The sequence below is a fragment of the Oceanicola sp. S124 genome (genome assembly GCF_000220565.1).
Lineage (GTDB): Bacteria > Pseudomonadota > Alphaproteobacteria > Rhodobacterales > Rhodobacteraceae > Pseudooceanicola.
This window is the reverse complement of record NZ_AFPM01000073.1, coordinates 1-22,002: the sequence shown is the minus strand read 5'-3', so window position 1 is coordinate 22,002 and position 22,002 is coordinate 1. Positions and strand designations below refer to the sequence as shown.

The 22,002-nt window shown below is 68.5% G+C and carries 17 protein-coding genes; 11 read left to right on the top strand and 6 right to left on the bottom strand.

Annotation, left to right across the window (positions count from 1 at the left end):
* The 5 genes from OS124_RS23845 to OS124_RS0106000 all read left to right on the top strand — a co-directional run.
* A partial coding sequence (locus tag OS124_RS23845; protein ID WP_010138501.1) for a fumarylacetoacetate hydrolase family protein occupies window positions 1-737 on the top strand: 737 nt, incomplete at its 5' end.
* Entirely contained in the window at window positions 730-1,533 is an 804-nt protein-coding gene (gene hpaH / locus OS124_RS0106015) for a 2-oxo-hept-4-ene-1,7-dioate hydratase (protein ID WP_010138500.1), read from the top strand. The genes OS124_RS23845 and hpaH, both read left to right, overlap by 8 nt.
* Window positions 1,534-1,543: 10 nt before the next feature.
* Complete coding sequence (locus tag OS124_RS0106010) at window positions 1,544-1,930, top strand: RidA family protein (protein ID WP_010138499.1); 387 nt, start codon at window positions 1,544-1,546, stop codon at window positions 1,928-1,930.
* 14 nt (window positions 1,931-1,944) lie between these two features.
* Window positions 1,945-2,829, top strand: coding sequence for an amidohydrolase family protein (locus tag OS124_RS0106005; protein ID WP_010138498.1), 885 nt, complete (start codon window positions 1,945-1,947; stop codon window positions 2,827-2,829).
* Window positions 2,826-3,593, top strand: a complete 768-nt coding sequence (locus OS124_RS0106000) for an HpcH/HpaI aldolase family protein (RefSeq protein WP_010138497.1) — start codon at window positions 2,826-2,828, stop codon at window positions 3,591-3,593. The genes OS124_RS0106005 and OS124_RS0106000 overlap by 4 nt, the downstream gene beginning before the upstream one ends.
* A 10-nt stretch (window positions 3,594-3,603) precedes the next feature.
* Here the strand turns inward: OS124_RS0106000 and OS124_RS0105995 are convergent, their stop codons facing one another.
* Entirely contained in the window at window positions 3,604-4,419 is an 816-nt protein-coding gene (locus OS124_RS0105995) for a DNA-binding transcriptional regulator (protein WP_010138496.1), read from the bottom strand.
* 134 nt (window positions 4,420-4,553) lie between these two features.
* Between OS124_RS0105995 and OS124_RS0105990 the strand changes: the two genes are divergently transcribed.
* The 3 genes from OS124_RS0105990 to OS124_RS0105980 are packed head-to-tail and all read left to right on the top strand — an operon-like array spanning window position 4,554 to window position 8,606.
* Window positions 4,554-5,495: a DUF6282 family protein gene (locus OS124_RS0105990; RefSeq protein WP_010138494.1), complete on the top strand. Its 942-nt coding sequence runs from the start codon at window positions 4,554-4,556 to the stop codon at window positions 5,493-5,495.
* Between the two features lie 44 nt (window positions 5,496-5,539).
* Window positions 5,540-7,585: a TRAP transporter permease gene (locus OS124_RS0105985; protein ID WP_010138493.1), complete on the top strand. Its 2,046-nt coding sequence runs from the start codon at window positions 5,540-5,542 to the stop codon at window positions 7,583-7,585.
* A gap of 13 nt (window positions 7,586-7,598) precedes the next feature.
* Entirely contained in the window at window positions 7,599-8,606 is a 1,008-nt protein-coding gene (locus OS124_RS0105980) for an NAD(P)H-quinone oxidoreductase (protein ID WP_010138492.1), read from the top strand.
* A gap of 121 nt (window positions 8,607-8,727) precedes the next feature.
* On the opposite strand, the gene OS124_RS0105975 is transcribed toward OS124_RS0105980, so the two are convergent.
* Complete coding sequence (locus OS124_RS0105975; RefSeq protein WP_010138491.1) at window positions 8,728-9,852, bottom strand: TAXI family TRAP transporter solute-binding subunit; 1,125 nt, start codon at window positions 9,850-9,852, stop codon at window positions 8,728-8,730.
* Window positions 9,853-10,111: 259 nt separating this feature from the next.
* Between OS124_RS0105975 and OS124_RS0105970 the strand changes: the two genes are divergently transcribed.
* Entirely contained in the window at window positions 10,112-10,894 is a 783-nt protein-coding gene (locus OS124_RS0105970) for an HpcH/HpaI aldolase family protein (RefSeq protein WP_040606728.1), read from the top strand.
* Window positions 10,895-10,902: 8 nt separating this feature from the next.
* Window positions 10,903-11,808 carry a hypothetical protein gene (locus OS124_RS0105965; protein WP_010138489.1) on the top strand — a complete coding sequence of 302 codons (906 nt, stop codon included), beginning with the start codon at window positions 10,903-10,905 and terminating at the stop codon, window positions 11,806-11,808.
* A 100-nt stretch (window positions 11,809-11,908) separates the two neighbouring features.
* On the opposite strand, the gene OS124_RS0105960 is transcribed toward OS124_RS0105965, so the two are convergent.
* The gene (locus tag OS124_RS0105960) at window positions 11,909-12,817 is read right to left on the bottom strand and encodes a LysR family transcriptional regulator (protein ID WP_010138488.1); all 909 of its coding nucleotides are present in this window, start codon (window positions 12,815-12,817) and stop codon (window positions 11,909-11,911) included.
* Window positions 12,818-12,900: 83 nt separating this feature from the next.
* Here OS124_RS0105960 and OS124_RS0105955 point away from each other — a divergent pair, with 83 nt between their 5' ends.
* Window positions 12,901-13,359, top strand: coding sequence for a DMT family transporter (locus OS124_RS0105955; RefSeq protein WP_010138486.1), 459 nt, complete (start codon window positions 12,901-12,903; stop codon window positions 13,357-13,359).
* Between the two features lie 93 nt (window positions 13,360-13,452).
* Here OS124_RS0105955 and OS124_RS0105950 read toward each other — a convergent pair whose 3' ends face one another.
* From OS124_RS0105950 to OS124_RS0105940, 3 genes are all read right to left on the bottom strand, one after another.
* Complete coding sequence (locus tag OS124_RS0105950) at window positions 13,453-15,465, bottom strand: acyltransferase family protein (protein WP_010138485.1); 2,013 nt, start codon at window positions 15,463-15,465, stop codon at window positions 13,453-13,455.
* Window positions 15,466-15,475: 10 nt separating this feature from the next.
* Window positions 15,476-16,687, bottom strand: a complete 1,212-nt coding sequence (locus OS124_RS27325) for a tetratricopeptide repeat protein (protein ID WP_010138484.1) — start codon at window positions 16,685-16,687, stop codon at window positions 15,476-15,478.
* A gap of 34 nt (window positions 16,688-16,721) precedes the next feature.
* A partial coding sequence (locus OS124_RS0105940; RefSeq protein ID WP_010138483.1) for a beta strand repeat-containing protein occupies window positions 16,722-22,002 on the bottom strand: 5,281 nt, incomplete at its 5' end.

Below are 22,002 nucleotides of genomic sequence, written 5' to 3'. Positions count from 1 at the left end.
CCCTTGCCGCCGCACGGGCGCTGCCCGAGGTTCCCGTCCTGTCGCCCTCGGAGGTGACCTTTGCCCTGCCGGTCGCCAACCCCGAGAAGATCTGGTGCATCGGCGTCAACTACGGCAACCGCAACGCCGAGTACAAGGACGGCTCGGAGCTGCCGAAGTACCCCTCGCTTTTCGTGCGTTCGCGCCAGTCCTTCGTCGGCCATGGCGTGCCGCTGGAACGGCCCCGGGTGTCCGAACAGCTGGACTACGAGGGCGAGATCGCCCTGGTCATCGGCAAGGGCGGGCGTGATATCCCGCGCGAGAGCGCCCATGACCACATCTTCGGACTGACCATCTGCAACGAGGGCACCGTCCGCGACTGGCTGCGCCACGGCAAGTTCAACGTCACCCAGGGCAAGAACTTCGACCGTTCGGGCGCGATCGGCCCCTGGATCGTCACCGCCGACGAACTGGACCCGGGCAGCGAGATCACCCTGCAGACCCGCGTCAACGGCGCGCTGCGCCAGAGCGACACCACCGCCAACCTGATGTTCCCCTTCGACGCGCTGATCGCCTACCTGTCCAGCTTCGCCACGCTCTCGCCCGGCGACATCATCGTCACCGGCACGCCGACCGGCGCCGGTGTCCGCTTCGATCCGCCCGTCTGGCTGAAGCCCGGCGACCTGGTCGAGATCGAGGTCTCGGGCATCGGCACGCTCTCCAACGGGGTGGCCGACCAGGAGGTGCGCGATGCTTGACGCTGGCCTTGTTGCCCAGATCGCCCGCCAGCTGGACCAGGCCGAGCAGCAGGCGACCCAGATCGCCCAGCTTTCACTGGCCTACCCCGATTTGCAGATGGCCGACAGCTACGCCATCCAGAACGCCTGGCTTCAGTTGAAGCAGGACCGGGGGCTGACCCTGCGCGGCCACAAGATCGGCCTGACCTCGCGCGCCATGCAGCAGGCGGTCGGCATCGACACGCCCGACTACGGTTTCCTGACCGACGACATGTTCCTGGAAGATGCCGCGCAGATCGACACGGGCCGCCTGATCGAACCCCGGATCGAGGCCGAACTGGCCTTCGTGCTGGCCGAGGACCTCTCGGGCCCCGATTGCACGCTGCACGACGTGCTGGACGCCACCGCCTGGATCACTCCGGCTCTGGAGCTGCTGGACGCGCGCATCCGGCGCATCGACCCCGACAGCGGACGGCGGCGCACGGTGCTGGACACGGTGGCCGACAATGCCGCCAACAGCGCGATCATCTGCGGCGGCCTGACGGTGCGGCCCATGGACCTGGACCTGCGCCGCGCCGGGGTCGTCACCCTGCGCAACGGCATCGTCGAAGAGACCGGACTGGCCGCCGGCGTCCTGAACCACCCCGCCAACGGCATCGCCTGGCTGGCCAATCGCCTCGCCCCCTGGGGCGTCACCCTGAAGAAGGGGCAGGTCATCCTTTCGGGGTCGTTCATCCGCCCGATCGACGCACGCCGGGGCGACACCTTCACCGCCGACTACGGGCCCCTTGGCACCGTGTCGTGCCATTTCACCTGAGGAGCATCAGATGGGACACCGCCAAAGCATCTACCTGGACGGCTTCTCTCACAAGAACCCGATCCCGGCGGCCTGCGTCATCAATGGGCTGCTGAGCACCGGGATCGTCTACGGGCTTGACCCCGCCACAGGCAAGGCCGCCGAGGGGCTGGAGGACCAGACCCGGCTGATGTTCGTCCACCTGAGGGCCATCCTTGAGGCCGCCGGCATGGGCCCCGAGCACGTGCTGAAGCTGGATGTGCTGCTGCTGGACCGCTCGCAGCGCGGCCCGCTCAACCGCGAATGGGAGGCCATGTTCCCCGATCCCGACAACCGACCCGTGCGCCAGGCCATGCAGGCCGATCTGGACAACGGCAAGCTCATTCAATGCAACGTCACCGCCTACGCGGCCCCCTGAGAAGGCATCAGACCATGGTCGATTACCACCCGTTCAACCCGACCCCGCGCCGCCCCTCGGTGCTGCCGCCCAAGGGCACCTGCGACAGCCAGTTCCACGTCCTTGGCGACCCCGAGACCTACCCCACCCGTCCCGGCGCCGCCTACCAGATGCCCTCGGCCACCTGGGACCGGGCCCGCCATGTGCATGAACAGCTCGGCATCTCGCGCGGGATCATCGTGCAGACCACGACCTACGGCGCCGATCATGCCGTGGTGCTGGACGGTCTGAAGGCCATGGGCCCGAACTACAAGGGCTGCGCCAATGCCCTGGTCTTCGCCGAGAAGGACGCGGCCTACCTGCGCCAGCTCGACGACGCGGGGATCAACGGCGCCCGCTTCAGCTTTCGCCAGGCCCTCGGCGCGGTGCTGAGCGATGCCGACTTCAGGGCCGCCGTCGACACCCTGCGCGACATGGGCTGGTACATGAAGGTGCAGCCCGAACAGACCGGCATCGCCCAGCATGTCGACAAACTGTCAGGCGTCGACATCCCGATCCTGATCGACCACATGGGCCGCGCCGATGCCTCGAAGGGGGTCAACGACGTCAACATCACGGCGCTGAAGAAGCAGCTCGACCGGGGCAACGTCTGGGTGATGCTGTCCCTGGGCGAGAAGATCTCGGCCACCGGCGCGCCCTATGACGACGTGGTGCCACTGGCGCAGGCCCTGGTGGAACACGCGCCCGAGCGCTGCGTCTGGGCCACCGACTGGCCGCACCCGGTCTCGAAGAACGCGCCGCCCAACGATGCCGACCTGCTTGAGCTGTTCTACCGCTACGTCCCCGACGAGGCGCTGCGTCGCCAGATCCTGGTCGACAACCCGGCGCGGCTCTTCGGCTTCGAGGAGGTGGCGCCATGAGCCGCCGTCTCTCCCATGCCCTGGCCGAGGCCCGCGCCGCCGGCCGCCCCCTGGTCAACGGCTGGATGATGACGCCCGAACCTGCCGTGCTGGAGGCCATCGCCGGCCATGGCTGGGACTGCCTGACACTGGACCTGCAGCACGGGCAGATCGACCTGACCCAGGCCCGCGCCCTGGCCCGCGCGGCCTCGGGCCTCGAGTTGCCGCTGCTGGCCCGCCCGGCCTGGAACGACATGGCGATGATCTCGCGCTTGCTGGATGACGGCTTCGAGGGGATCATCTGCCCGATGATCAACTCGGCCGAAGACGCCCGCGCCCTGGCACGCGCCACCCACTATGCCCCCCTTGGCGAGCGCAGCTACGGCCCGGTCCGGGCCCGCGTGGCCCATGGCGCGGACTACTGGCAGGACGCCTCGGACAACCTGCTTGTGCTGGCGATGATCGAGACCCGCGAGGCGCTGGCCGCCCTGCCCGAGATCCTGGCGGTCGAGGGCATCTCGGGGGTCTACGTCGGCCCTGCCGACCTCAGCCTGACGATGACCGGCCAGCCCACGGGCGAGCCGACCGACCCGACCGTGATCGCCGCCGTCGACGGCATCCGCGATACGGTTCAGCAGGCAGGACGTTTCGCCGCCGTGCATAACCTGACCGCCGGGCATGCGGCGCAGATGGCCGGGCGAGGCTGGGACATGGTGACCGGCCCCTCCGACCTGGCCCTGCTGGCCGGAGCCTCGGTCGCGGCGGTGAAGCAGATCCGGGGCTAGACCCGCCCCCTCATGCTCCGGGCTGCGCAGGTCCCTCGGGCTCGGCCCCGCCGGTGGCCCTGGCCAGGCGCTCGAGGTCGACGGTGATCTCGGCCGAGGCCTTCTTCAGCAGCGGCGCATAGCGCGCCGTCGCGGTCCGGACATTGGGAAAGGCCGAGCGGAAGTAGGTCATCCCGAGGCTGGCGATGACCCGCCCCGCCGGGCTGAAGACCGGCACCGCGATGGTGTCCGAGTTCTTCGGGCTGACCTCTTCGGGGCGGGTCGCATAGCCTTGCGACCGCACCTCTGCCACCATCGCCGCGACCTTCGCCGGAGACTGGGACACGGCGTCCTCGGGACCGTCCGAGCGCTGCAGGATCGACACGATCAGGTCCTGTTCATCCTGTGGCGCGAAGGCGAAATAGGCCCGCCCCAGCCCGCGCGTCAGGATCGGAAGGCGCATGTTCACCGTGCGGTGAAAGGGCGAGATGGCACTGTCGGGGATCGTCGAGAAACGCACGATGATCGAGGCGTTCTCGCAGAGCGCGATCGAGATCGGCCACTGGTGCTGTCGGGTCAGCGCCACCGCCCAGGGGCGTCCCGCCTCGACCACCATCGGCTCATTGTGGTACCCACCCGAGAGCGAGGCGACCTGGGCCGTCACCTGGTAGCCGCCCAGGCGCGGGTCGTTGTCGACATAGCCCTTCTCCTCCAGCGTCTGCAGGATTCGCACCAGCGTCGGCTTGGGCAGCCCCGTGGCGCGGTGCAGCGCGGCGATGGTCGAGACCGGATGCCGGTTCAACTCTTCCAGCACGTCCAGAGCGCGCTCTATCGACCTGATCCCCATGCTCCCTCCGTTCCGCCTGCCGAAACACCCCCATCCATACGTTGAGAGCCCGCCCTGTCAACGTAAGTGTCGCAGCCACACCGGGCCAGCGGGCCGGAGTTTGCCAGACAGTTTGCCAGACAAGGGAGGTCCCCATGGGAACCGAAGAGCGGCGCGCCAGGGTGCGCGAGATGATTGCAGGGATCGACAGCCAGCGCGTGGATGCGCTGATGCAGGGCGCGGTGGATCTGCATGTCCATTCCGGCCCCTCGATCATGGAACGCCAGGTGGACCACTTCCAGGCCGTGGAACAGGCCGCCGAGGCCGGCATGAAGGGCATCCTGTTCAAGGATCACCACTACTCGGTCTCGCCGATCATCCCGATCATGGAACGCACCCTGGGCCACCTCGATGTCGCGATGTTCGGCGGGCTGGTGCTGAACAATTCCACCGGTGGCTTCAACCCGGCGGTGGTCGATTCGATCCTGAAGCACGGCGCCCGGATGATCTGGATGCCGACGGCCCATTCCGCCAACCACATCCGCACCAACTTCCGCAAGACGCGGCTGGCCGCCAAGGTCCAACTGCGGGCGCCGAAACTTCTGACGGTGCTGGATGACCACGGCACCATCATCGACCCGGTGAAGGAGATCCTCGACAGCATCGCCGAGTTCGACGCCATCCTGTCCTCGGGGCACCTGCACGTCTGGGAGATCTGGAAGCTGTTCGAAGAGGCCAAGGCCCGCGGCGTGAAGCGGCTGATCGTCAATCACCCGATGTACGGGCTGCACTTCACCCATGACGACATCCGCGAGATCGCCCAGACCTATGGCGCGCTGATCGAGCAATCCGCCTGCCTCTACATCGACAGCCGCTTCAACGTCTTCGAACCGGAGGAGCTGGCGGCCGACATCCGTGCCGCGGGCGTCGCGCACAGCTCGATCGGCTCGGACCTGGGCCAGGTCGACAACCCCACCCCGGTCGAAGGCATGCGCCAGGCCATCGCGCTGTGCCTTGCGCTTGGCTTCACCGACGACGAGGTGCGCCAACTCGTGCGGGACAACCCGTCGCGGCTGGTGGATATTCCGCTGAACTGAGCGCATCACTCGCGCAGGTGCCCGGGTGGGCACGGGAGGATAGAATGGACAAGATGCAAGAGCAGCCTTCCGGGGCGCGGGCCGAAGCACAGGCCGGGGCGGGATCTCCGGCCGATGAACAGGGCACGGCCATCGGGGAACCGGGGCCGCGCAACCTGACAGGTATCGGCAAATGGGCCGTGCGGCTGGCCGCCGTGCTGATGCTGATGCTGGCGGTGAACCAGACGTTCAACCTGGGCTTCCTGGTCGGCTACACGCTGGTCGACATGCGGTTCTACTACGCGATCCTGGCCCTGGCGCTGGCGGTCGGTTTCCTGGTCTACCCGGCCACGGGGCAGTCGGCCTCGGGGCGGATCGCCTGGTACGACTGGCTGCTTTCGGCCAGCACGCTGGTGGTCTGCGCCTACTTCTTCACCAACGCGATGAACATCACCCTGCGCGGCTGGGAAATGGCCCCGCCCGAGACCGCCGTCTGGTTCTCTTACGCGCTGTGGATCCTGGTGCTGGAGGCAGGCCGCCGCGCCGGGGGCCTGCCGCTGGCGCTGATCGTCGGGGTGATGTCGCTCTATCCGCTCTATACAGAGATGCTGCCGACCGCGATTTCCGGCTTCGGCAGCTCTGCCCCCTACGCGGCGGCCTATCACGCCATGGGGTCCGAGAGCATCCTTGGCATCCCGCTGCGCACCTTCGCCGGGCTGATCATCGGCTTCATCGTCTTCGGCGCGGCGCTGCAGCAGACCGGCGCCGGGGCCTTCTTCATGAACCTGTCCTTCGCCCTGCTGGGCCGAGTGCGGGGCGGACCTGCCAAGGTGGCGATCTTCTCGTCCGGTCTGATGGGGTCGATGTCGGGCTCGGTCATCACCAACGTGCTGACCACCGGTGTGATGACCATCCCCGCCATGCGGCGCACCGGCTTCAAGGGCACCTTCGCGGCGGGGGTCGAGACCTGCGCCTCGACCGGCGGGACGCTGATGCCCCCGGTGATGGGCGCCACGGCCTTCGTCATGGCGAGCTTCATGAACGTGCCCTACGGCACCGTTGCCCTGGCGGCGATCATCCCCTCGGCGCTCTACTTCTTCGGCCTCTTCGTGCAGATCGACGCCATGGCCGGCAAGGAGGACATCAAGGGCATGCCGGCGGAAGAGCTGCCCTCGATCCGCCAGACCCTGAAGGAGGGCTGGTACTACATCTTCGTCTTCGCCCTGCTGATCTACATGCTGCTGGTGATGCGCCGCGAGGCCCTGGCCCCCTACTATGCCACCCCGCTGCTGATCCTGCTGAACCAGGTCCTGTCCAGGAAGACCCGCTGGGGCTGGAAGGAGCTGGGAGAGTTCATCGACAGCCTCGGCATGCTCTTTGCCAACCTGGTCGCGATCCTCGCGGCGGTCGGCATGATCGTCGGCGCCCTGTCGATGACCGGCGTGGCGGCGACCCTGGTCAACGACCTGCTGCGGCTGGCGGACGGCTCGGCCATCTTCCTGCTGGTCATGGGCGCGCTGACCGGGCTGATCCTGGGCGTCGGCATGACCTCGACGGCGGCCTACATCTTCCTGGCGATCCTGCTGGCGCCGGCGCTGGTGCAGGTCGGGCTGAACCCGATGGCGGTGCATATGTTCATCTTCTACTGGGGCATGCTGTCCTTCATCACGCCCCCCGTGGCCCTCGGCGCCTTCGCCGCCGCCTCGATCGCAAAGACGCCGCCGATGCAGACCGGATTCGAGGCCATGCGGATCGGTTCGGTGATCTACTTCATCCCGTTCTTCTTCGCCTTCCAGCCCGCGCTGGTGCTGCAGGGGACGGCGATGCAGGTGGTGATCTCGACCTCGCTGGCGGTGGTGGGCATCGCGCTCTTTGCCTGCTCGGTCCAGGGTTACGTGCCGCTGGTCGGGCGGCTGTTCCAGGGGCGGGCCTATGCCTTCCCGCTGCGGCTGCTGCTCTTCCTCTCGGCGGTGCTGATCGCCCTGCCGGCGAGCATCATCCCCGGCTGGAGCGACTTTGACCTGGTGCTCGTGGCGATGGTCGTCGCCCTGCCGATCCTGGCCCTGGCCACCTGGCAGAACCGCCAGCCGGCTCAGGCCGGGATCCACTGAGGAGCGCGTCGTGATGAACGTCATCGAGATCCGCGAACCCGGCGGCCCCGAGGTCCTGCAACTGGCCGAGCGACCGCGGCCAGCCCCTGCCCCGGGCGAGGTCCTGATCCGCACCATCGCCGCCGGGGTCAACCGGCCCGACATCCAGCAGCGGCGGGGCCTCTACCCGCCGCCGCCCGGGGCCTCGGACTTGCCGGGGCTGGACGTCGCCGGGGTGATCGAGGCAACCGGCGAGGGCGTCACCGCCTTCGCCCCCGGCGATGCGGTCTGCGCACTGGTCAATGGCGGCGGCTACGCCGAGTTCTGCACCGTCCCGGCGCTGCAATGCATGCCGATCCCCCGGGGGCTGAGCTTCGCCGAGGCCGCCTCGCTGCCCGAGGTCTTCTTCACCGCCTGGAACAACGTCTTCCTGCTGGGCCGGCTGGCACAGGGGGAACGGCTGCTGATCCAGGGAGGCACCAGCGGTGTTGGCCTGGCGGCGATGCAGATGGCCCGCCACCTGCGCGGCGCCACGGTCTATGCCACCGCCGGCAGTGCCGAGAAGCGGCAGGTCTGCCTGGATCTGGGCTGCGCGGCGGCGGTGGACTATCGCGGCGACTGGGCGGCCGAGCTGACGGCGCAGACCGACGACGCAGGCATGGACGTGATCCTGGATGGCCAGGCAGGGCCCTATGTGCAGCATCAGCTTGACCTGCTGGCTCTGGACGGGCGGCTGGTGCTGATCGCCAGCCACCTCGGCGCCGAGGGCGCGGTCAACTTCCGCCAGCTGGTGCGCCGGCGCCAGACCCTCTGCGGCTCGACCCTGCGCCCCCGGTCCGCCGACTACAAGGGGGCCATTGCCCGCGATCTGGTGGCACAGGTCTGGCCGCTGCTGGAGGACGGGCGGATCGTCACCCGTCTGCACGCGGTCCTGCCCTTCCACGAGGTCGCCGAAGCGCACCGCATCCTCGATGCCAATGCCCAGATCGGCAAGGTCGTACTGGCGCTCGACGAGGCCGCCGCCGCGCAGTCACCCGGCTGAGGTCCCCCCAGTCATGGCCACGGCCACGCAAAGGAAAGCCCCGCCTGCTTTGCAACAGGCGGGGCTTTCGCGTTCCGGGTCGGGCCCGAGGACATCGGACCCGACCCGCCTGCGCGCGGGCTCAGAAGCCGGCGTCTGCGAGGGCCTTGTCGCGGGCGGCGGGCCAGCCCTCGGCGCGCTCGGCCTCGGGCAGGGCTTCCCAGGCGGCGCTCAGCACATCCTGGCGGGCAATCAGGGCCTGGTTGTGGGCCTCGTCGGCCTCGCTCCAGAGACCTGCTTCCTGCCAGTAGCGCACGGCACCCGGGTGGTAGGGCACGACCCACTGGAAGTTCTGACGATCCCCGGCGAAGCCGGCCAGACCGCTTTCGGCCTCGGCGTAGGCGTCATACTGCTCCTGCAATGCCTTGGTGGTGTTGTAGACGACGTCCTCGTCCTTGTCGGCATAGGTCACGACCACCGGATAGGGGAAGCCGGCGCATTCCACGGGAGCATCTGCGGACATGTTCGGACCGACGGTCGCCACGCGGGGCGAGAACTGCGGCTTGATCTCCTGTAGGCGGGCCCAGCCCTCGGCATCCTCTTTCGGCAGCGCCAGCCACTTCAGCCCGCTCGGCGAGGCCGCGGCCTGGGTGGCAAAGGTGGTGGTCGACAGCGTGGTGATCGCATCCACCTGGCCGTTCAGGAAAGCTTCCCACGACGCGCCGAAGCTGGCCACTTCGACCTTCTCGACATCCTCCCAGGTCAGCCCGCCGAAGGCCAGGAAGGCCTCGACATTGCCCTGCAGCGCCGGAGAGCTGACGACCCAGCCCAGACGCTTGCCGCGCAGATCCTCGACCGTCTCGATATCGCTGTTGCCCTGCAGCGCGAGGGTGAAGCAGTTGGAAGAATTGGCCCCGGCCAGCAGCTCGATCCGCTGCGGCCCCAGTTCGGGAGAGGTGAAGGCCTCGGTGCCCTCGTAGGCGTTGTAGGCTTCAGAGCCGATCAGCGCGAAATCGACACGCCCCTGTTTCACCGGCAGCAGACGTGCCACGTCCGAGGTTGCGGGCAGCACGCGCAGGCTGATTCCGTAGCCGTCGCTGATCGCCTTGCCCAGGGCCAAGGCCTGGGCATAGCCGGACGAGCCGACGTCATAGGTCGTCATCGCGAGGCGCGGCGGCAGTTCTGCCTCCTGCGCCAGCGCCGGCAGGGCCACCAGGGCCGTTCCGGCAAAGAGGGCCGCCCGGGCGACCTTGACGTTGAAGTTCATGACCTTCCTCCTTCTCTGGGTCCGGCCATGCCCTTCGGCACGGCCCGCGTCCGATGGCCCCGCGGCCGCTCTGCCCGTGCCCGGGCGGCGGCCTCCTCCCGGTGGCGGTGAACGCGCAGACACTTTCCCCACCACAGTGCCCCCTCTCAACGCGAACCCGCAACCATTCCGCCCTGCGAAACGGCGGGGCTCGCACGTTGCCGCGCACAGGGGCCCTGCGGATGGTGCAGCCAAAGGCACAGGACCCGAGGAGAAGATGATGCCATCAGAGCAGACCGGCTTTCGCCAGCGTTTCCGGGAGGGGCAGATGCTGATCGGCAGCTTCCTGAAGATCGCCCAGACCATGCCCGCCGAGATCCTCGGCAGCCTCGGCTACGACTTCGTCGTCGTCGACGAGGAACATGGCGCGCTGAACCGCGAGAGCACGGACCATATCCTGCTGGCCTGCCGCGCCCATGGGATCGGCGGTTTGGTGCGTGTGCCCTCGGCCGATCCTGCGGGCATCCAGTCGGTGCTGGATTGCGGCGGCGACGGTGTGCTGGTGCCCCATGTGGACAGCGCCGAGAAGGCCCGCGCCGTCGTCGCCGCTGCCCGCTACCGGGGCGGCACGCGGGGCTATTCCTCGACCACCCGGGCCGGTGACTTCGGCGACCGCACCATCGCCCAGCATCTGGACGAGCAGGACAACCGCGCCACCGTGATCGCGATGATCGAAGATCCGCACGCGCTGGAGGTGCTGGACGAGATCCTGGCGGTCGAGGGGCTGGACGGCGTCTTCATCGGACGCGGCGACCTCACCGTGGCCTACGGAGAGGTGAAGGCAGGCTCGGCCCCCGTCAAGGCGGCCACCGAAGCGATTTCGGCCTCTGCCCGCGCCGCCGGCAAGACGGTCTGTGTCATGGCCTCGGGCCCCGAGGATGCCGCCGCCCTCGCCGCCCTTGGGGCCACGGCCTTCATCGTGTCGTCGGACCAGACCTTCCTGCGCAAGGCCGCTGCCGCGACACTTTCCGAAACCCGCGCCACCCTGCACCAGACACGCTGAGGCCCGCCATGTACGACAAGTCCGACCCCCGTTCCAAGCTGGCGCCCGCCGGGGCCGCCGCCAAGCCCCGCACCGGCCTGATCGCCGAGGAACAGCTCGCCACCTTCTACGACAGCCCGCCGCAGATCGAGGATGCCAACGGCCGCACCTGGCTGATCCGGGGCCACAACTTCGTCCTCGCCTATGCCGAACTGGTCCCAGGCGGCCAGCTCAGCCGCAGCGACCAGCCCGACGAATACGTGCTGCTGATGCCCGAGGCCCCCTCGCGGGTCACCGCTGGCGACAGCTCGGCGGATCTGCCGGGCAACCATATCGCCTTCGTCCCCCCGGGCGACAGCAGCGTGACCCTGCCCGAGGGCGGCGTGGTGATCAGCCTCTTCACCACCGCCTCGGCGGATCTGCTGGCGCTCTGTCCGAATGCCGATGCCTATGACACCCCGCGCAGCCATGTGCCCGATTTCGAACCCTGGCCCACCCCGGCGGACGGGCTGCGCCTGCGCCACTATTCGCTGGATGTGCCGCAGGAAGAGGGCCGCTTCGGCCGCATCTTCCGCTGCACCACCTTCATGGTGAACATGCTCGACCCGCGCGAGGGGCCGCGCTCTCCCGCGTCGGTGTCACCGCACCACCACGACGACTTCGAGCAATGCTCGTTGCTGCTGGAAGGTGCCTACGATCACCACCTGCGCTGGCCCTGGACCACCGACATGGCCGACTGGCGCCCGGATCGCAGCATCGAGGTCACCGGCCCCTCGGTCCTGGTGATCCCGCCGCCGGTGATCCACACCAGCCGCGCCAAGGGGGCGGGGCTGAACCAGCTGGTCGACATCTTCTGCCCCCCGCGCGAAGACTTCAGCGCCAAGCCCGGCTGGGTGCTGAATGCCGGGGACTATCCCATGCCGGGAGAGGTCTGACAGCCTTCGGACAGGCCCCTGTCGCGCACTGCGCAAGGGGCCTTCCGTGCCACCTGATGCCCCGTCAGACCCCGGACCGCCCGGGGCGCGCACCGCACGGTCAGGCGACGGGCGCTTCCCCCAGAACCCGCCGGACCCTGTCCAGCAGCCAGCGCAGGGCCGGATCGGCGCGACGGCGCTTCGCGTAGATCGCGGCAAAGGGAATGTCGGGAACCGGAACAGGCGGCGCAGCCACCTCGAGGCCGGTCCCGATGGCACCCAGGCTCCGGCGGGCAATGGTCAGGACCAGGTCGGTGCCGCCGATGACCTGCGACGCCACGCTCCAATGCGGCACGACCAGGGCAATGCGCCGGGCCCTGCGCTGCGCCTGAAGGTGCCGGTCCAGTTCGGTCGCCGCTTCGCCATGAACCGCCGCGAGAACATGCGGAGCAGCCCCGTAAAGCGCCTCGGTCAGGCCGTCATAGGGCTGCGGTTGGCGCGACGGATCCAGCAGGCAGACATAGTCGTCGACGAACAACAGGTCGCTTTCGCACCGCGATGGCAGCTCGGGAAAGACACCGAAGGCCATGTCGATCTGGCCATCGGCAACCGCGCCGATCATGCCTTCGCGGCTCTGCTGGGTGACCACGAGGTCGATGCCAGGCGCCTCTGCACGCAGCGCCTGCACAAGCCCGGGCAGCAACAGCGACGCGCCGTAGTCCGACATGGCCAGACGGAAGACATGGCGCTGCATCGGGTCGAAGCCCCCGGGCGCAAGAACACTGCGGATCTGCGCCAGCGCCTCGGCAAGTGGGGCCGCCAGTTCCAGCGCCCGCAGGGTGGGCTCCATCCCGCGCCGGCGGCGGTGGAACAGCGGATCGTCGAGCAGAACCCGCAGGCGGGAGAGCGCATGGCTGACCGCCGGCTGGCTCATGTTGAGCCGCTCGGCGGCGCGCGACAGATGCCGTTCGGCCAGAAGAGCATCCAGCACGACGAGAAGGTTGAGGTCGATGGCACGCAGGTTATTCATCAGGTAAATATCTTCTGGCTTAAATCGAATTTCAAATGCGTTTCACCTTGGGGCAGATGAAGGGAAGACCGAAAGGAGACGTCATGCCCTCTCTTGCCTTTGCCCTCATTGCCGTTCTTGCCGGGGCCGCCGTGCCGTTTCAGGGCGGCGCCAATGCCGCTCTTGGGCGGGCGCTCGGCCATCCGCTCTGGGCGACGCTGGCATCGCTCGCGGTCAGCGCGCTCTGCATCCTGCCCGTGCTGGTGTTGCTTCGGGCCCCGCTGCCGGTGCCTGGCGGGCTTGCGGGGCAACCGAAATGGATCTGGATCGGCGGCGTCGCCGGAGCGATCTACGTGACCGCCGCGATCCTGCTGATGCCGAAGCTGGGGGCCGCAAGCTTCATGATCGCCGTGATCGCGGGCCAGGTCGTCGCGGCGCTGGTGATCGACTGGACCGGCGGTGTCGGCCTGGCGGCGCGCCCGGTGGACCCGCTGCGGCTGGCAGGAACGGCACTGGTCCTGCTGGGGGCGATCGTCGTTCAGTGGCCCGCCCTGTCGCGGTAGCCGGCGTGGGGCAACCGGCCCGCGACGTAAGTCACCTGTCGCCCGCTCTACCGGCCCCTTGCCCGGCCGGATCTTCGGGCAAGGCGGCCTCGCTCACCTGAACCAGCTCTGGACAAGGGCCGAGGCGCCCAGCTCGTTCAGGTGGTTGTCGTCGTAATAGAGCGGCACCCCCTCGCCCCAGACCTCGCAGCGCTCCCTGGGGCAAAGCACGCCCACGCTGTCCAGCACCGTCACGTCGCCGCGCCCCGAGAAGACCGAGACCATCTGCCGGAACATCTCTCCCTGCGCTTCGTAACCGGCGCGGGTCAGCTGCTGCAGAGGGGCCTGCAGGGCCGCGGGGCGATACCAGAGGTTCAGCGCCGCCTGTTCCGGCAGGGGCTGGTCATGGATCGGCACCGGGCTGACGATGTAGACATGCAGGCCCTGCGCGGTCAGCCCCTCGACCGTCCGGCGGAACTGGGAGATCAGCCCGACGCGGTAGGCCGCGGGATCGACATCGCCCACGGGGGCTCCTCGGCTCTCGTCAAGGTGGCGGGGCAGGTCCTGCGGGCCGTAGCCCAGATACCAGGGCCAGAGCATGGCGTAGATCACCCCCTCGACCCCCGGCATCTGCGCCAGCTGGGCATGAGCCTCGGCCGCCAGCCCCGTGCAGCGTGCCGAGAAGGCGCCCAGCTCTGCCACCGCCGATCCGACGGGGGCGCATTCGGCGGACCAGTAGTGCACCAGCTGGCGGCCCTGCGTGGCGAAGGCCTTTGCCAGAGGATTGGCCAGCATGTCTGAATGGGAATCGCCGATCAGCACCATCTTGCGCGCGGACGGCGGGCCGTAGGCGCAGGAATAGCCGGTGGCGGTGAGTTCTCCCTCCATGCAGCGAGCACGTTCGGGGTTCAGCAGGAACTTTGCCAGGTAGGCGCGCTGCGCGGCCTCGGGCATCCGTTCGGGGACCCCGCCGCCCTGCCAGATCATCGCGCAGAGGCCCAGGATCACGGCGGCCAGCGCCCCGTCGGCCAGCAGGATCCAGCGAAAGCGCGGGCGGCGCCAGCGGTCGAAGGGCAGCTCGATCAGGGCGCCCAGGGCCAGGGCCACGGCATAGGACAGCACGAAGGCCGCCACACCGGACCAGGGGCCAAGCGGCGGGGCCGCATAGCCCAGGTAGACGATCACCGGCAGGTGGACCAGGTAGATGCCGTAGACATTGCGCCCCGCCGCCACGAAAGGCCGCAGGTGCATGCCCTGCGACAGCAGGCGGCTTTGCGGCTGGCCCAGCAGGATCAGGCAGACCCCCAGCATGGCGGGAACCGAGATCAGCCCCGGCGAGGGTGCGGCAGGTGTCAGCAGCAGGATCGAGGCCGCCATGACCGCCCAGCCAAGCACATAGGCCAGATCCCCAGACAGCCAGCGCCCAAGACGCCCATCCAGATGACCGCGCGTGACCAGGGCGGCAAGGGCGACGCCCAGCAGGAACTCCCACACCCGGGTCGAGAAGAGGTAGTAGGCCTGGGAATGGGTCGCCGGATCCGAGGACATCATCTGCGCCCAGGCGAGCGAGGCCAGCAGGCCGGCAAGGGTCACCCCCCAGAAGGCCCAGGGCCGGCGCAGCAGGGCGAAGACCGCCATCAGCGCCAGCGACATCAGGTAGAACTGCTCTTCCAGCGCCAGGCTCCAGCTGTGCAGCAGCGGGCGCGCGTTGGAGGCTGCGTCGAAATAATCGCCACCGCCCGCCGCATGCAGGTTGCCCGACAGCAGCACCGACATCAGCGCCGCATCGGCCAGATCGGCCAGATCGGCGGGCAGCAGCACCAGCCAACCGGCCAGCAGCGTCAGCAGCAGCGTGGCGAGCAGCGGCAGCAGGATGCGCCGCACCCGGGCCTCGGCGAAATGGCGGGCGGCGCGGGCATAGCACGACCAGCGGCCCGCGCCCGGGTCATCGCCCTCGAGCCGGTCCAGCTGGCGCAGGAAGGACAGCGTCACAAGGTAGCCGCTGATGACGAAGAACCCGTCGATGGCAATGAAGGAGCCGGGCACCCCCGGCAGGCCGGCGTGGGTCCAGAGCACCAGGCTCACCCCCACGCCGCGATAAGTGTCGATGGACAGGGAGCGTTTCACCCCTGCCCTTTCACTCGAGCGCGCCCAGGGCCTCGACGGCCCCGGCGTTGCCGCGCTCGGCCGCCTGCTGGTAGTAGTCCCGCGCCTGCGCGACCTCGCCCCGGGCCCGGGCCACTTCGCCGAGGTTGAAGAAGGCATTGGCGTCGCCCAGGTCGGCGGCGCGGATCCACAGGTCGACAGCGCGACGGCGGCCGGTCTCGGCGTCTTCCGCCACCAGCTGCGGGCGGCGCCAGTAGAGCGCGCCAAGGCGCGTCGTAGCCGGGGCGAAGCCGGTCTCGGCAGAGGCACGCAGAAGCGCTTCGGCCTCGCTGATCGCCGCCGCGTCGGGCGTGCCCGTCAGCAGCTGCACCGCGAGGTTGTAGCGCGCCACCGGATCGCCGTTGGCCGCGGCCCGGGCCATCCAGCCATCGGCCTCCAGCCCGCCCACCGGGCCCATGCCGGGGTTGGCGATCAGGTATTGCGCAAGGTGCCCGGCGGCATAGGGATTGCCCAGCTGGTCGGCCCGGCGCAGCACCTCTGCATAGGCCAGGTCGCTGCTGATCGCCCCGGCCTGCATCAGCTTGGCCAGTTCGAAATAGGCATCCGCCGGGGCGATTGCGGGCTCCTGCGTCAGCAGGGTCGCAAGGGTGCGTTCAAAGGGGATCGAGGCCTCTCCGTCGGCGGCCAGGCCCAGCTGGTAGACCGCCAGCAGGTACTGCCCGCGCGGATCCGTGGCCTGGGCGGAGGCCCGCAGGTGGGTCACCACGTCTTCCATGTCCGGCGCCTCGGGGCGCGACAGCGCCGCCGCCCGGGCCCGCTCGAAGGCGACGCGGCTATCCCCCGCCGCTTCGCGCCGGTCCAGGAGGCCCGCCAGCACGTCCCACTGGCGGGCGAAGACCGCCAGGTCCGACAGCTGCGCCAGCCGCCTGAGCTGCGGCTGGTCGCCCGCTTCGAGGCAGGCCGGGGTCTGCGGCGGATAGGCGGGGCGCTGCGACAGCAGTTCGCAGACCAGCGCGACCGCCGGCTCATGTCCGGCCAGCAGTAGCGGGTCGATACGGGCGAAGGCGGACGACAAGTCGCCCGCCTGGTAATCCCGCAGCACCAGCGCCATCTGCGCCGGTTGCTGACCCAGGGCCGCGCGCATGCGCAGCCCCGGGCCGGTGTTCCAGGCCAGCCCCCCGATCACGATCAGGGCGCCGGCCCCGGCGACGGCGCCAAGGCGCCAGAGCCACTTGTGAGCCATGTCCTAGCCAGGTCCTTTGCTTCTTGGCCGCGGATCAGAACTGGACGTTCAGGCTGAGCGAGGCACCGGCGTTGGACTTGCCACCGAGAGAGCCATCCGCATAGCCGGTCAGGTTCACGCGGACCCCCTCGGTGGCCTCGAACCCGACGCCGAAGGTCAGGGCCCCCTGCGTCGATGCCATGCCCGGAACCTCGGTGGTGAAGGTCACCTCGTCCCCGCCCGAACGGCCCTCGACGACATAGTCGTTGAGGCCCTGGACGTGGTCGATCTCGAGGCCCGCGCTGACCGTGACCTTGGGGGCCACGGGGTAGCTGTAGTTCATGCCGAAGGAGATGCCGGCCACGGACTGGCCGGGGATGTGCACGTCCAGCCGATCAGGCATCGCCCCCTGGGTTTCCGAGAAGGTCAGGCTGTCGACTTCACCCGCCATGACGGAGGTGTCGATGTTCAGCATCCCCCCGCCCAGCTCGTTGCTGAAGCGCGCACCGATCCGCACCAGGCGGGCGCTGCTGTCCACTCCGTCGAACTCGACCCGCGAGGTCAGCGCGTTGCGCGTACCGCTCAGGTCGCTCGAGCCGCTTTCCAGGGTGATGTAGGGCGCAAGGCCGATATCCATCCCGGTCAGCATGGCGCCGATCTGGACCTGGGTGCCGTCGCCGTCCCCGCTGAGGCCCGATTCGGTGCTGAAGCCGCCGTTCACCGTCTGCACGCCCAGACCGACCGCGACCATGTCGCTGGTATAGCCGAAGCGGGCACCGGTATTGGCGAAGGAGGTCTCGTAGTCCGAATAGGTATCCGAGTCCTGCGACGCCAGGCTGCGGTTGTCATGCACCAGCGAGCCCCAGCTGAGGTTGCCCGACAGGGGCGCATCGGCGAACAGGCCCGAGGTCACCATCAGCGACCGGAACGCGTATTCATACGCCCCGCCATAGCCCTCGGGAGTGAAGCGCGAGAAGATCTCGACGCGGTCTTCCGGATCGGCCGCCGCCAGCATCGGCAGCAGGTAGCCACCGCCACCGCCGACCACGCCGTTGTTCTGGCCGACCAGACCTTCCTCGGGGTCGCCGAGCTGACGCACGACATCGAACATCTTCTTGCTGCCGACCTCGCCCTCGGGAGTGGTCTCGATGATGTTCTTCACCAGCTGCTCGCTCACGTCGCCACCGCTGTCCCCCAGGGCGACAAGGATACCGACCGAGTTGAAGTAGGCGAAGTTCAGGCTGGTGTTGTTGGTGAAGATGCCGAATTCGCCGGTGCGCAGCTGCGGGTCGAAGCGCAGGATCTGATAGACCTCGCCCTGCTGGGCTTCGAAGCCACCGAAGGGATCGACATTCAGCACCGAGGTCTCGTCCAGCAGCAGCTCGCCACCGATCTCGATCACGTCGTAGCCGGTCCCCGGCTCGGTGCCGCCGATCTCGATCTGCGCGCCGCCTCCGTTGCGCAGGTCGAGGTTCCCCGCGAAGGACAGGTAGCCCGGCGAGTTGCCCGGCGACAGGAAGGCGCCGTTCTCGACGATGATGTTGGCCGCATCGACATAGCCGTTGCCCGACAGGACGACATCGTTACCGCTGAGGGTGACGGTGCCGGCGGTGATCACCGCGCGGTCAGGATCGATCGCGCCGGCCAGCACAAGCTGGGTGTCGCCGGTCACGGTCAGGTCCTCATCCAGGGTCAGCCCCCCCGGGCCACCGGCGTCGATCGGCCCGTAGAGGGTGATCAGGCCGTTGGTGAAGTCGGCGGTGCGGAAGTTGGCCTCGCTGAGGCTGTAGAGGGTGAAGTCCGGCCCGTTCAGGGTCAGGCTGTCACCGCCCATGATGCCGGCATAGTTGAAGCTGTCGTTCAGCGTCAGCGCACCGGCCTCCTGGATGTCACCCTGGAAGGTGCTCTCGCCGTCCAGGGTCAGGTCCGAGCCGTTCAGGGCAACGGTGCCTTCGCCGTTCAGGCTGTTCAGGGTCTGCGCGCCCTCGGTGATTTCGAAGGTCGTCCCGGTCAGGTAGACATCCGCATCCGAGCGCAGCACGCCGCCCATGGCCAGCGTCAGCCCGCCTTCGACGATGCGCAGCGTCGGCACGTCGATGTCGCCATAGGCGCCGCCGAAGGTCAGCTGGCCCTCGCCGTACTTCCAGAAGGTGCCCTCTCCGGTCATCGTGCCATCGAAGGAGCTGTCGCCCTGCTGGTCGATGCCCAGTTCACCGCCCTCGGCCAGGGTGAAGTTGCCCGAGCCGGTCAGCCCCGCATCCTCGCCGGTGATCTCGATCAGGCTGCTGGACACGACGGCGATCTCGCCGTCGTTCTGCACGTCGCCCTGCGAGACGACGTTGTTGTAAAGCGTGATCGTGCCGGTTTCCTGGTTCTCGATGCCCTCGGCGCCGGCCGTCAGCACACCTGCGCCGCTGACCTGACCCGAGTTGACCAGCGAGGCGACCTCGTAGTCGGCCGCGAAGGTGAAGGTGCCCTTGTTGGTGATGTCCCCCACGGTGTCGGCAGTGCCGGCATAGAAGGTCGCACCCGACAGGATGTCGATCGCGCCAGTATCGGCAAGGGTGCCGCCGCCGGTGGTCGACAGGACGCCCTCGCGGACGGTGGTGCCGCCGGTGAAGGTGCTGGCGCCGGTCAGGTAGAGCGTGCCGGTGCCTTCCTTCTCAAAGGCGCCCGCGCCGGTGATGATCCCGGCGTATTGCGTGGTGCCCAGCTGATCGACGATCAGCTTGTCGTCTTCCCCGGCCAGCTGCACTTCGCCGGTCGAGCCACCTTCAAAGCCGGTCTCGGCGCCGGTCACGTCGATGCGGCGGGTGCCGGTCACGGCCCAGAGGCCGCTGTTGGTCACATAGCCTTCCGAGGTGACATCGGCGTTCTGCTCGAAGGTGCCGTCCTCGGCGTTGAAGACGCCGCCCGCGCCCGCGGTCAGGGCCGCGTCGAGGTCGGTGGTGCCGTCCGAGTAGAGCGAGGCCACGGTCTGCGCGGTGTTCACGTCGTAGGTGCCGTGGTTGACCACGTTGCGGACCGTGTCGGCGGTGCCGGCCACGAAGGTCGCGCCATTGCTGATCTCAACGTCACCGGTATCGGCAAGGGTGCCGCCGCCGGTGGTGTCCAGCGTGCCTTCCGACACCAGCGTGCCGCCGGTGTAGCTGTGCGCGCCGGTGAAGGTCAGCGTGCCGTCGCCCTCCTTCACGAAGATGCCCAGCCCGTCCATGGTGCCGGCGTAGGTGGTGTCACCCGCCTGATCCACGACGAGGTAGTCGGTGGCCGCATCCATGTGGACCACGCCGGTCTCCGCACCGGCAAAGCCGCTGTCGGCGCCGGTCATCTCGATCCGGCGGTAGCCGTTGATGTGCAGCGTCCCGTCGTTGGTGAAGTTCGCCTCGGAGAAGACATTGGCGTTCAGCGTGAACACGCCGTCGGCCTCGTTCGTCACGCCATCGGTCTGGGCTGTCATCACCGACCAGATCTCGGCGGTGCCCGAGTTGGTGAACGAGGTCACGGTCTGCGCGGCATCCGGGTAGGCGTAGTAGGTGCCCTTGTTGGTCACCACGCCGACGGTATCGACCGCCCAGGTGGCGAAGGTGCCGTCGGCCTCGATGGTGATCTCGCCGGTGTCGGCCAGGGAGCCGTCCTCGGTGATCACCAGCCAGCCTTCGCGGACGGTGGTGCCGCCGGTGAAGGTGTTGTCGCCCGACAGGTGCAGCTGGCCGTCGCCTTCCTTCACGAAAGCGCCCTCGCCGGTGATGATCCCGGCATAGAGCGTGTCTCCCAGCTGATCGACGGTCAGGCTGCCCTCGGCATCGCTGAGGCGGACCTCACCGGAGGCATTGCCCTGGAAGCCGGCGGTGTCGCCGGTGCCGGTGATGTCGATGCGGCGATCGCCGGTCACCTCGAGCAGGCCGTTGTTGATGACGTTGCCTTCGGATTCGATGTCGGCGTTCTGGTTGAAGATTGCCCCTTCGTTGTTGATGACACCAAAGCCCGGCTCGGCCATGCCTACGGTCAGCTTGGCTTCCAGGTTGGTGGTGCCGGTGTTGACCAGAGCCGCCACGTCCTGCGCCGCGTTAACGTTGTAGGTGCCCTTGTTCAGCACGCCTCCGACGGTGTCGGCAGTGCCGGCCACGAAGGTCGCGCCCTGCGAGATCTCGATCGCGCCGGTATCGGCAAGGGTGCCGCCGCCGGTGGTATCAAGCGTGCCTTCCGACACCAGCGTGCCGCCGGTGTAGGTGCTGGCGCCGGTGAAGGTCAGCGTGCCGGTGCCTTCCTTGATGAAGGTGCCCAGCCCGCTGATCACGCCCGCATAGGTCGTGTCGCCCAGCTGGTCGACGGTCAGGATATCGCCTTCCAGCGCCAGGTTAACCACGCCGGTCGATGCCCCGGCAAAGCCGGAGGTCGCGCCGGTGGTCTCGATGCGGCGGACGCCGTGCACGTTCAGCTCGCCGTCGTTGGTGACATTGCCGAAGGAATAGACGTCGGCGTAGATGTCGAAGACGCCGTCCAGCTCGTTGCTCACGCCGCCGCTGCGGGCGGTCAGGTCCGACCAGATTTCCGCCTCGCCGGTGCCGGTGTTGGTGAAGGAGGTGACGTTCTGCGCCGCGTCGCTGGCAACGATGTAGGTGCCCGAGTTGCGCACCTCGCCCACGGTATCGACCGCACGGGTGATGAACGAGCCGTCTTCCCCGACGGTGATCGCGCCGGTGTCGGCCAGAGAGCCGGTCGACAGGACCTCGACCCAGCCTTCCGAGACGGTGGTGCCGCCGGTGAAGGTGAGCGCATTGGAGAAGGACAGCGTGCCGGTGCCTTCCTTGGTGAAGCCACCCAGGCCGGTGATGATGCCGTCATAGGTGGTGTCGCCCAGCTGATCGACGGTCAGCTCGGTCTCGGCGCCGGAAAGGCGGATCTCGCCGGTACTTTCCCCGATCAGGCCCTGGTCGGCTCCGGTGATGTCGATGCGACGTTCGCCGGTCACCTGGATCAGGCCGCTGTTGACCACCAGGCCCTCGGATTCGATATCCGCGTTCTGGTTGACCGTGCCGCCGGCAAGGTTGAGCACGCCATAGGTCAGGCTGTCGGGATCGAGCGGATCGAAGGGCTCGGCCCCTGCGGTAAGCTTGGCGTCCAGGTTGGTGGTGCCGAAGTTGATCAGCGCATCCACGGTCTGGGCCGCATTGACGGTGTAGGTGCCACGGTTCTCGACGCCGCCGACCGTGTCGACGGTGCCGGCGATGAAGGTCGCGCCCTCGGCGATGCCGATGTAGCCGGTGTCGGCCAGGGTGCCGCCGCCGGTGGTGTCCAGGGTGCCTTCTCGCACCACGGTGCCGCCGGTGTAGCTA

Excerpts from the sequence above, each read along its gene's own strand:
- hpaH (WP_010138500.1), top strand. The coding sequence starts at position 730 with ATGCTTGACGCTGGCCTTGTTGCCCAGATCGCCCGCCAGCTGGACCAG.
- OS124_RS0106010 (WP_010138499.1), top strand. The coding sequence starts at position 1,544 with ATGGGACACCGCCAAAGCATCTACCTGGACGGCTTCTCTCACAAGAAC.
- OS124_RS0106005 (WP_010138498.1), top strand. The coding sequence starts at position 1,945 with ATGGTCGATTACCACCCGTTCAACCCGACCCCGCGCCGCCCCTCGGTG.
- OS124_RS0106000 (WP_010138497.1), top strand. The coding sequence starts at position 2,826 with ATGAGCCGCCGTCTCTCCCATGCCCTGGCCGAGGCCCGCGCCGCCGGC.
- OS124_RS0105995 (WP_010138496.1), bottom strand. The coding sequence starts at position 4,419 with ATGGGGATCAGGTCGATAGAGCGCGCTCTGGACGTGCTGGAAGAGTTG.
- OS124_RS0105990 (WP_010138494.1), top strand. The coding sequence starts at position 4,554 with ATGGGAACCGAAGAGCGGCGCGCCAGGGTGCGCGAGATGATTGCAGGG.
- OS124_RS0105985 (WP_010138493.1), top strand. The coding sequence starts at position 5,540 with ATGGACAAGATGCAAGAGCAGCCTTCCGGGGCGCGGGCCGAAGCACAG.
- OS124_RS0105980 (WP_010138492.1), top strand. The coding sequence starts at position 7,599 with ATGAACGTCATCGAGATCCGCGAACCCGGCGGCCCCGAGGTCCTGCAA.
- OS124_RS0105975 (WP_010138491.1), bottom strand. The coding sequence starts at position 9,852 with ATGAACTTCAACGTCAAGGTCGCCCGGGCGGCCCTCTTTGCCGGAACG.
- OS124_RS0105970 (WP_040606728.1), top strand. The coding sequence starts at position 10,112 with ATGCCATCAGAGCAGACCGGCTTTCGCCAGCGTTTCCGGGAGGGGCAG.
- OS124_RS0105965 (WP_010138489.1), top strand. The coding sequence starts at position 10,903 with ATGTACGACAAGTCCGACCCCCGTTCCAAGCTGGCGCCCGCCGGGGCC.
- OS124_RS0105960 (WP_010138488.1), bottom strand. The coding sequence starts at position 12,817 with ATGAATAACCTGCGTGCCATCGACCTCAACCTTCTCGTCGTGCTGGAT.
- OS124_RS0105955 (WP_010138486.1), top strand. The coding sequence starts at position 12,901 with ATGCCCTCTCTTGCCTTTGCCCTCATTGCCGTTCTTGCCGGGGCCGCC.
- OS124_RS27325 (WP_010138484.1), bottom strand. The coding sequence starts at position 16,687 with ATGGCTCACAAGTGGCTCTGGCGCCTTGGCGCCGTCGCCGGGGCCGGC.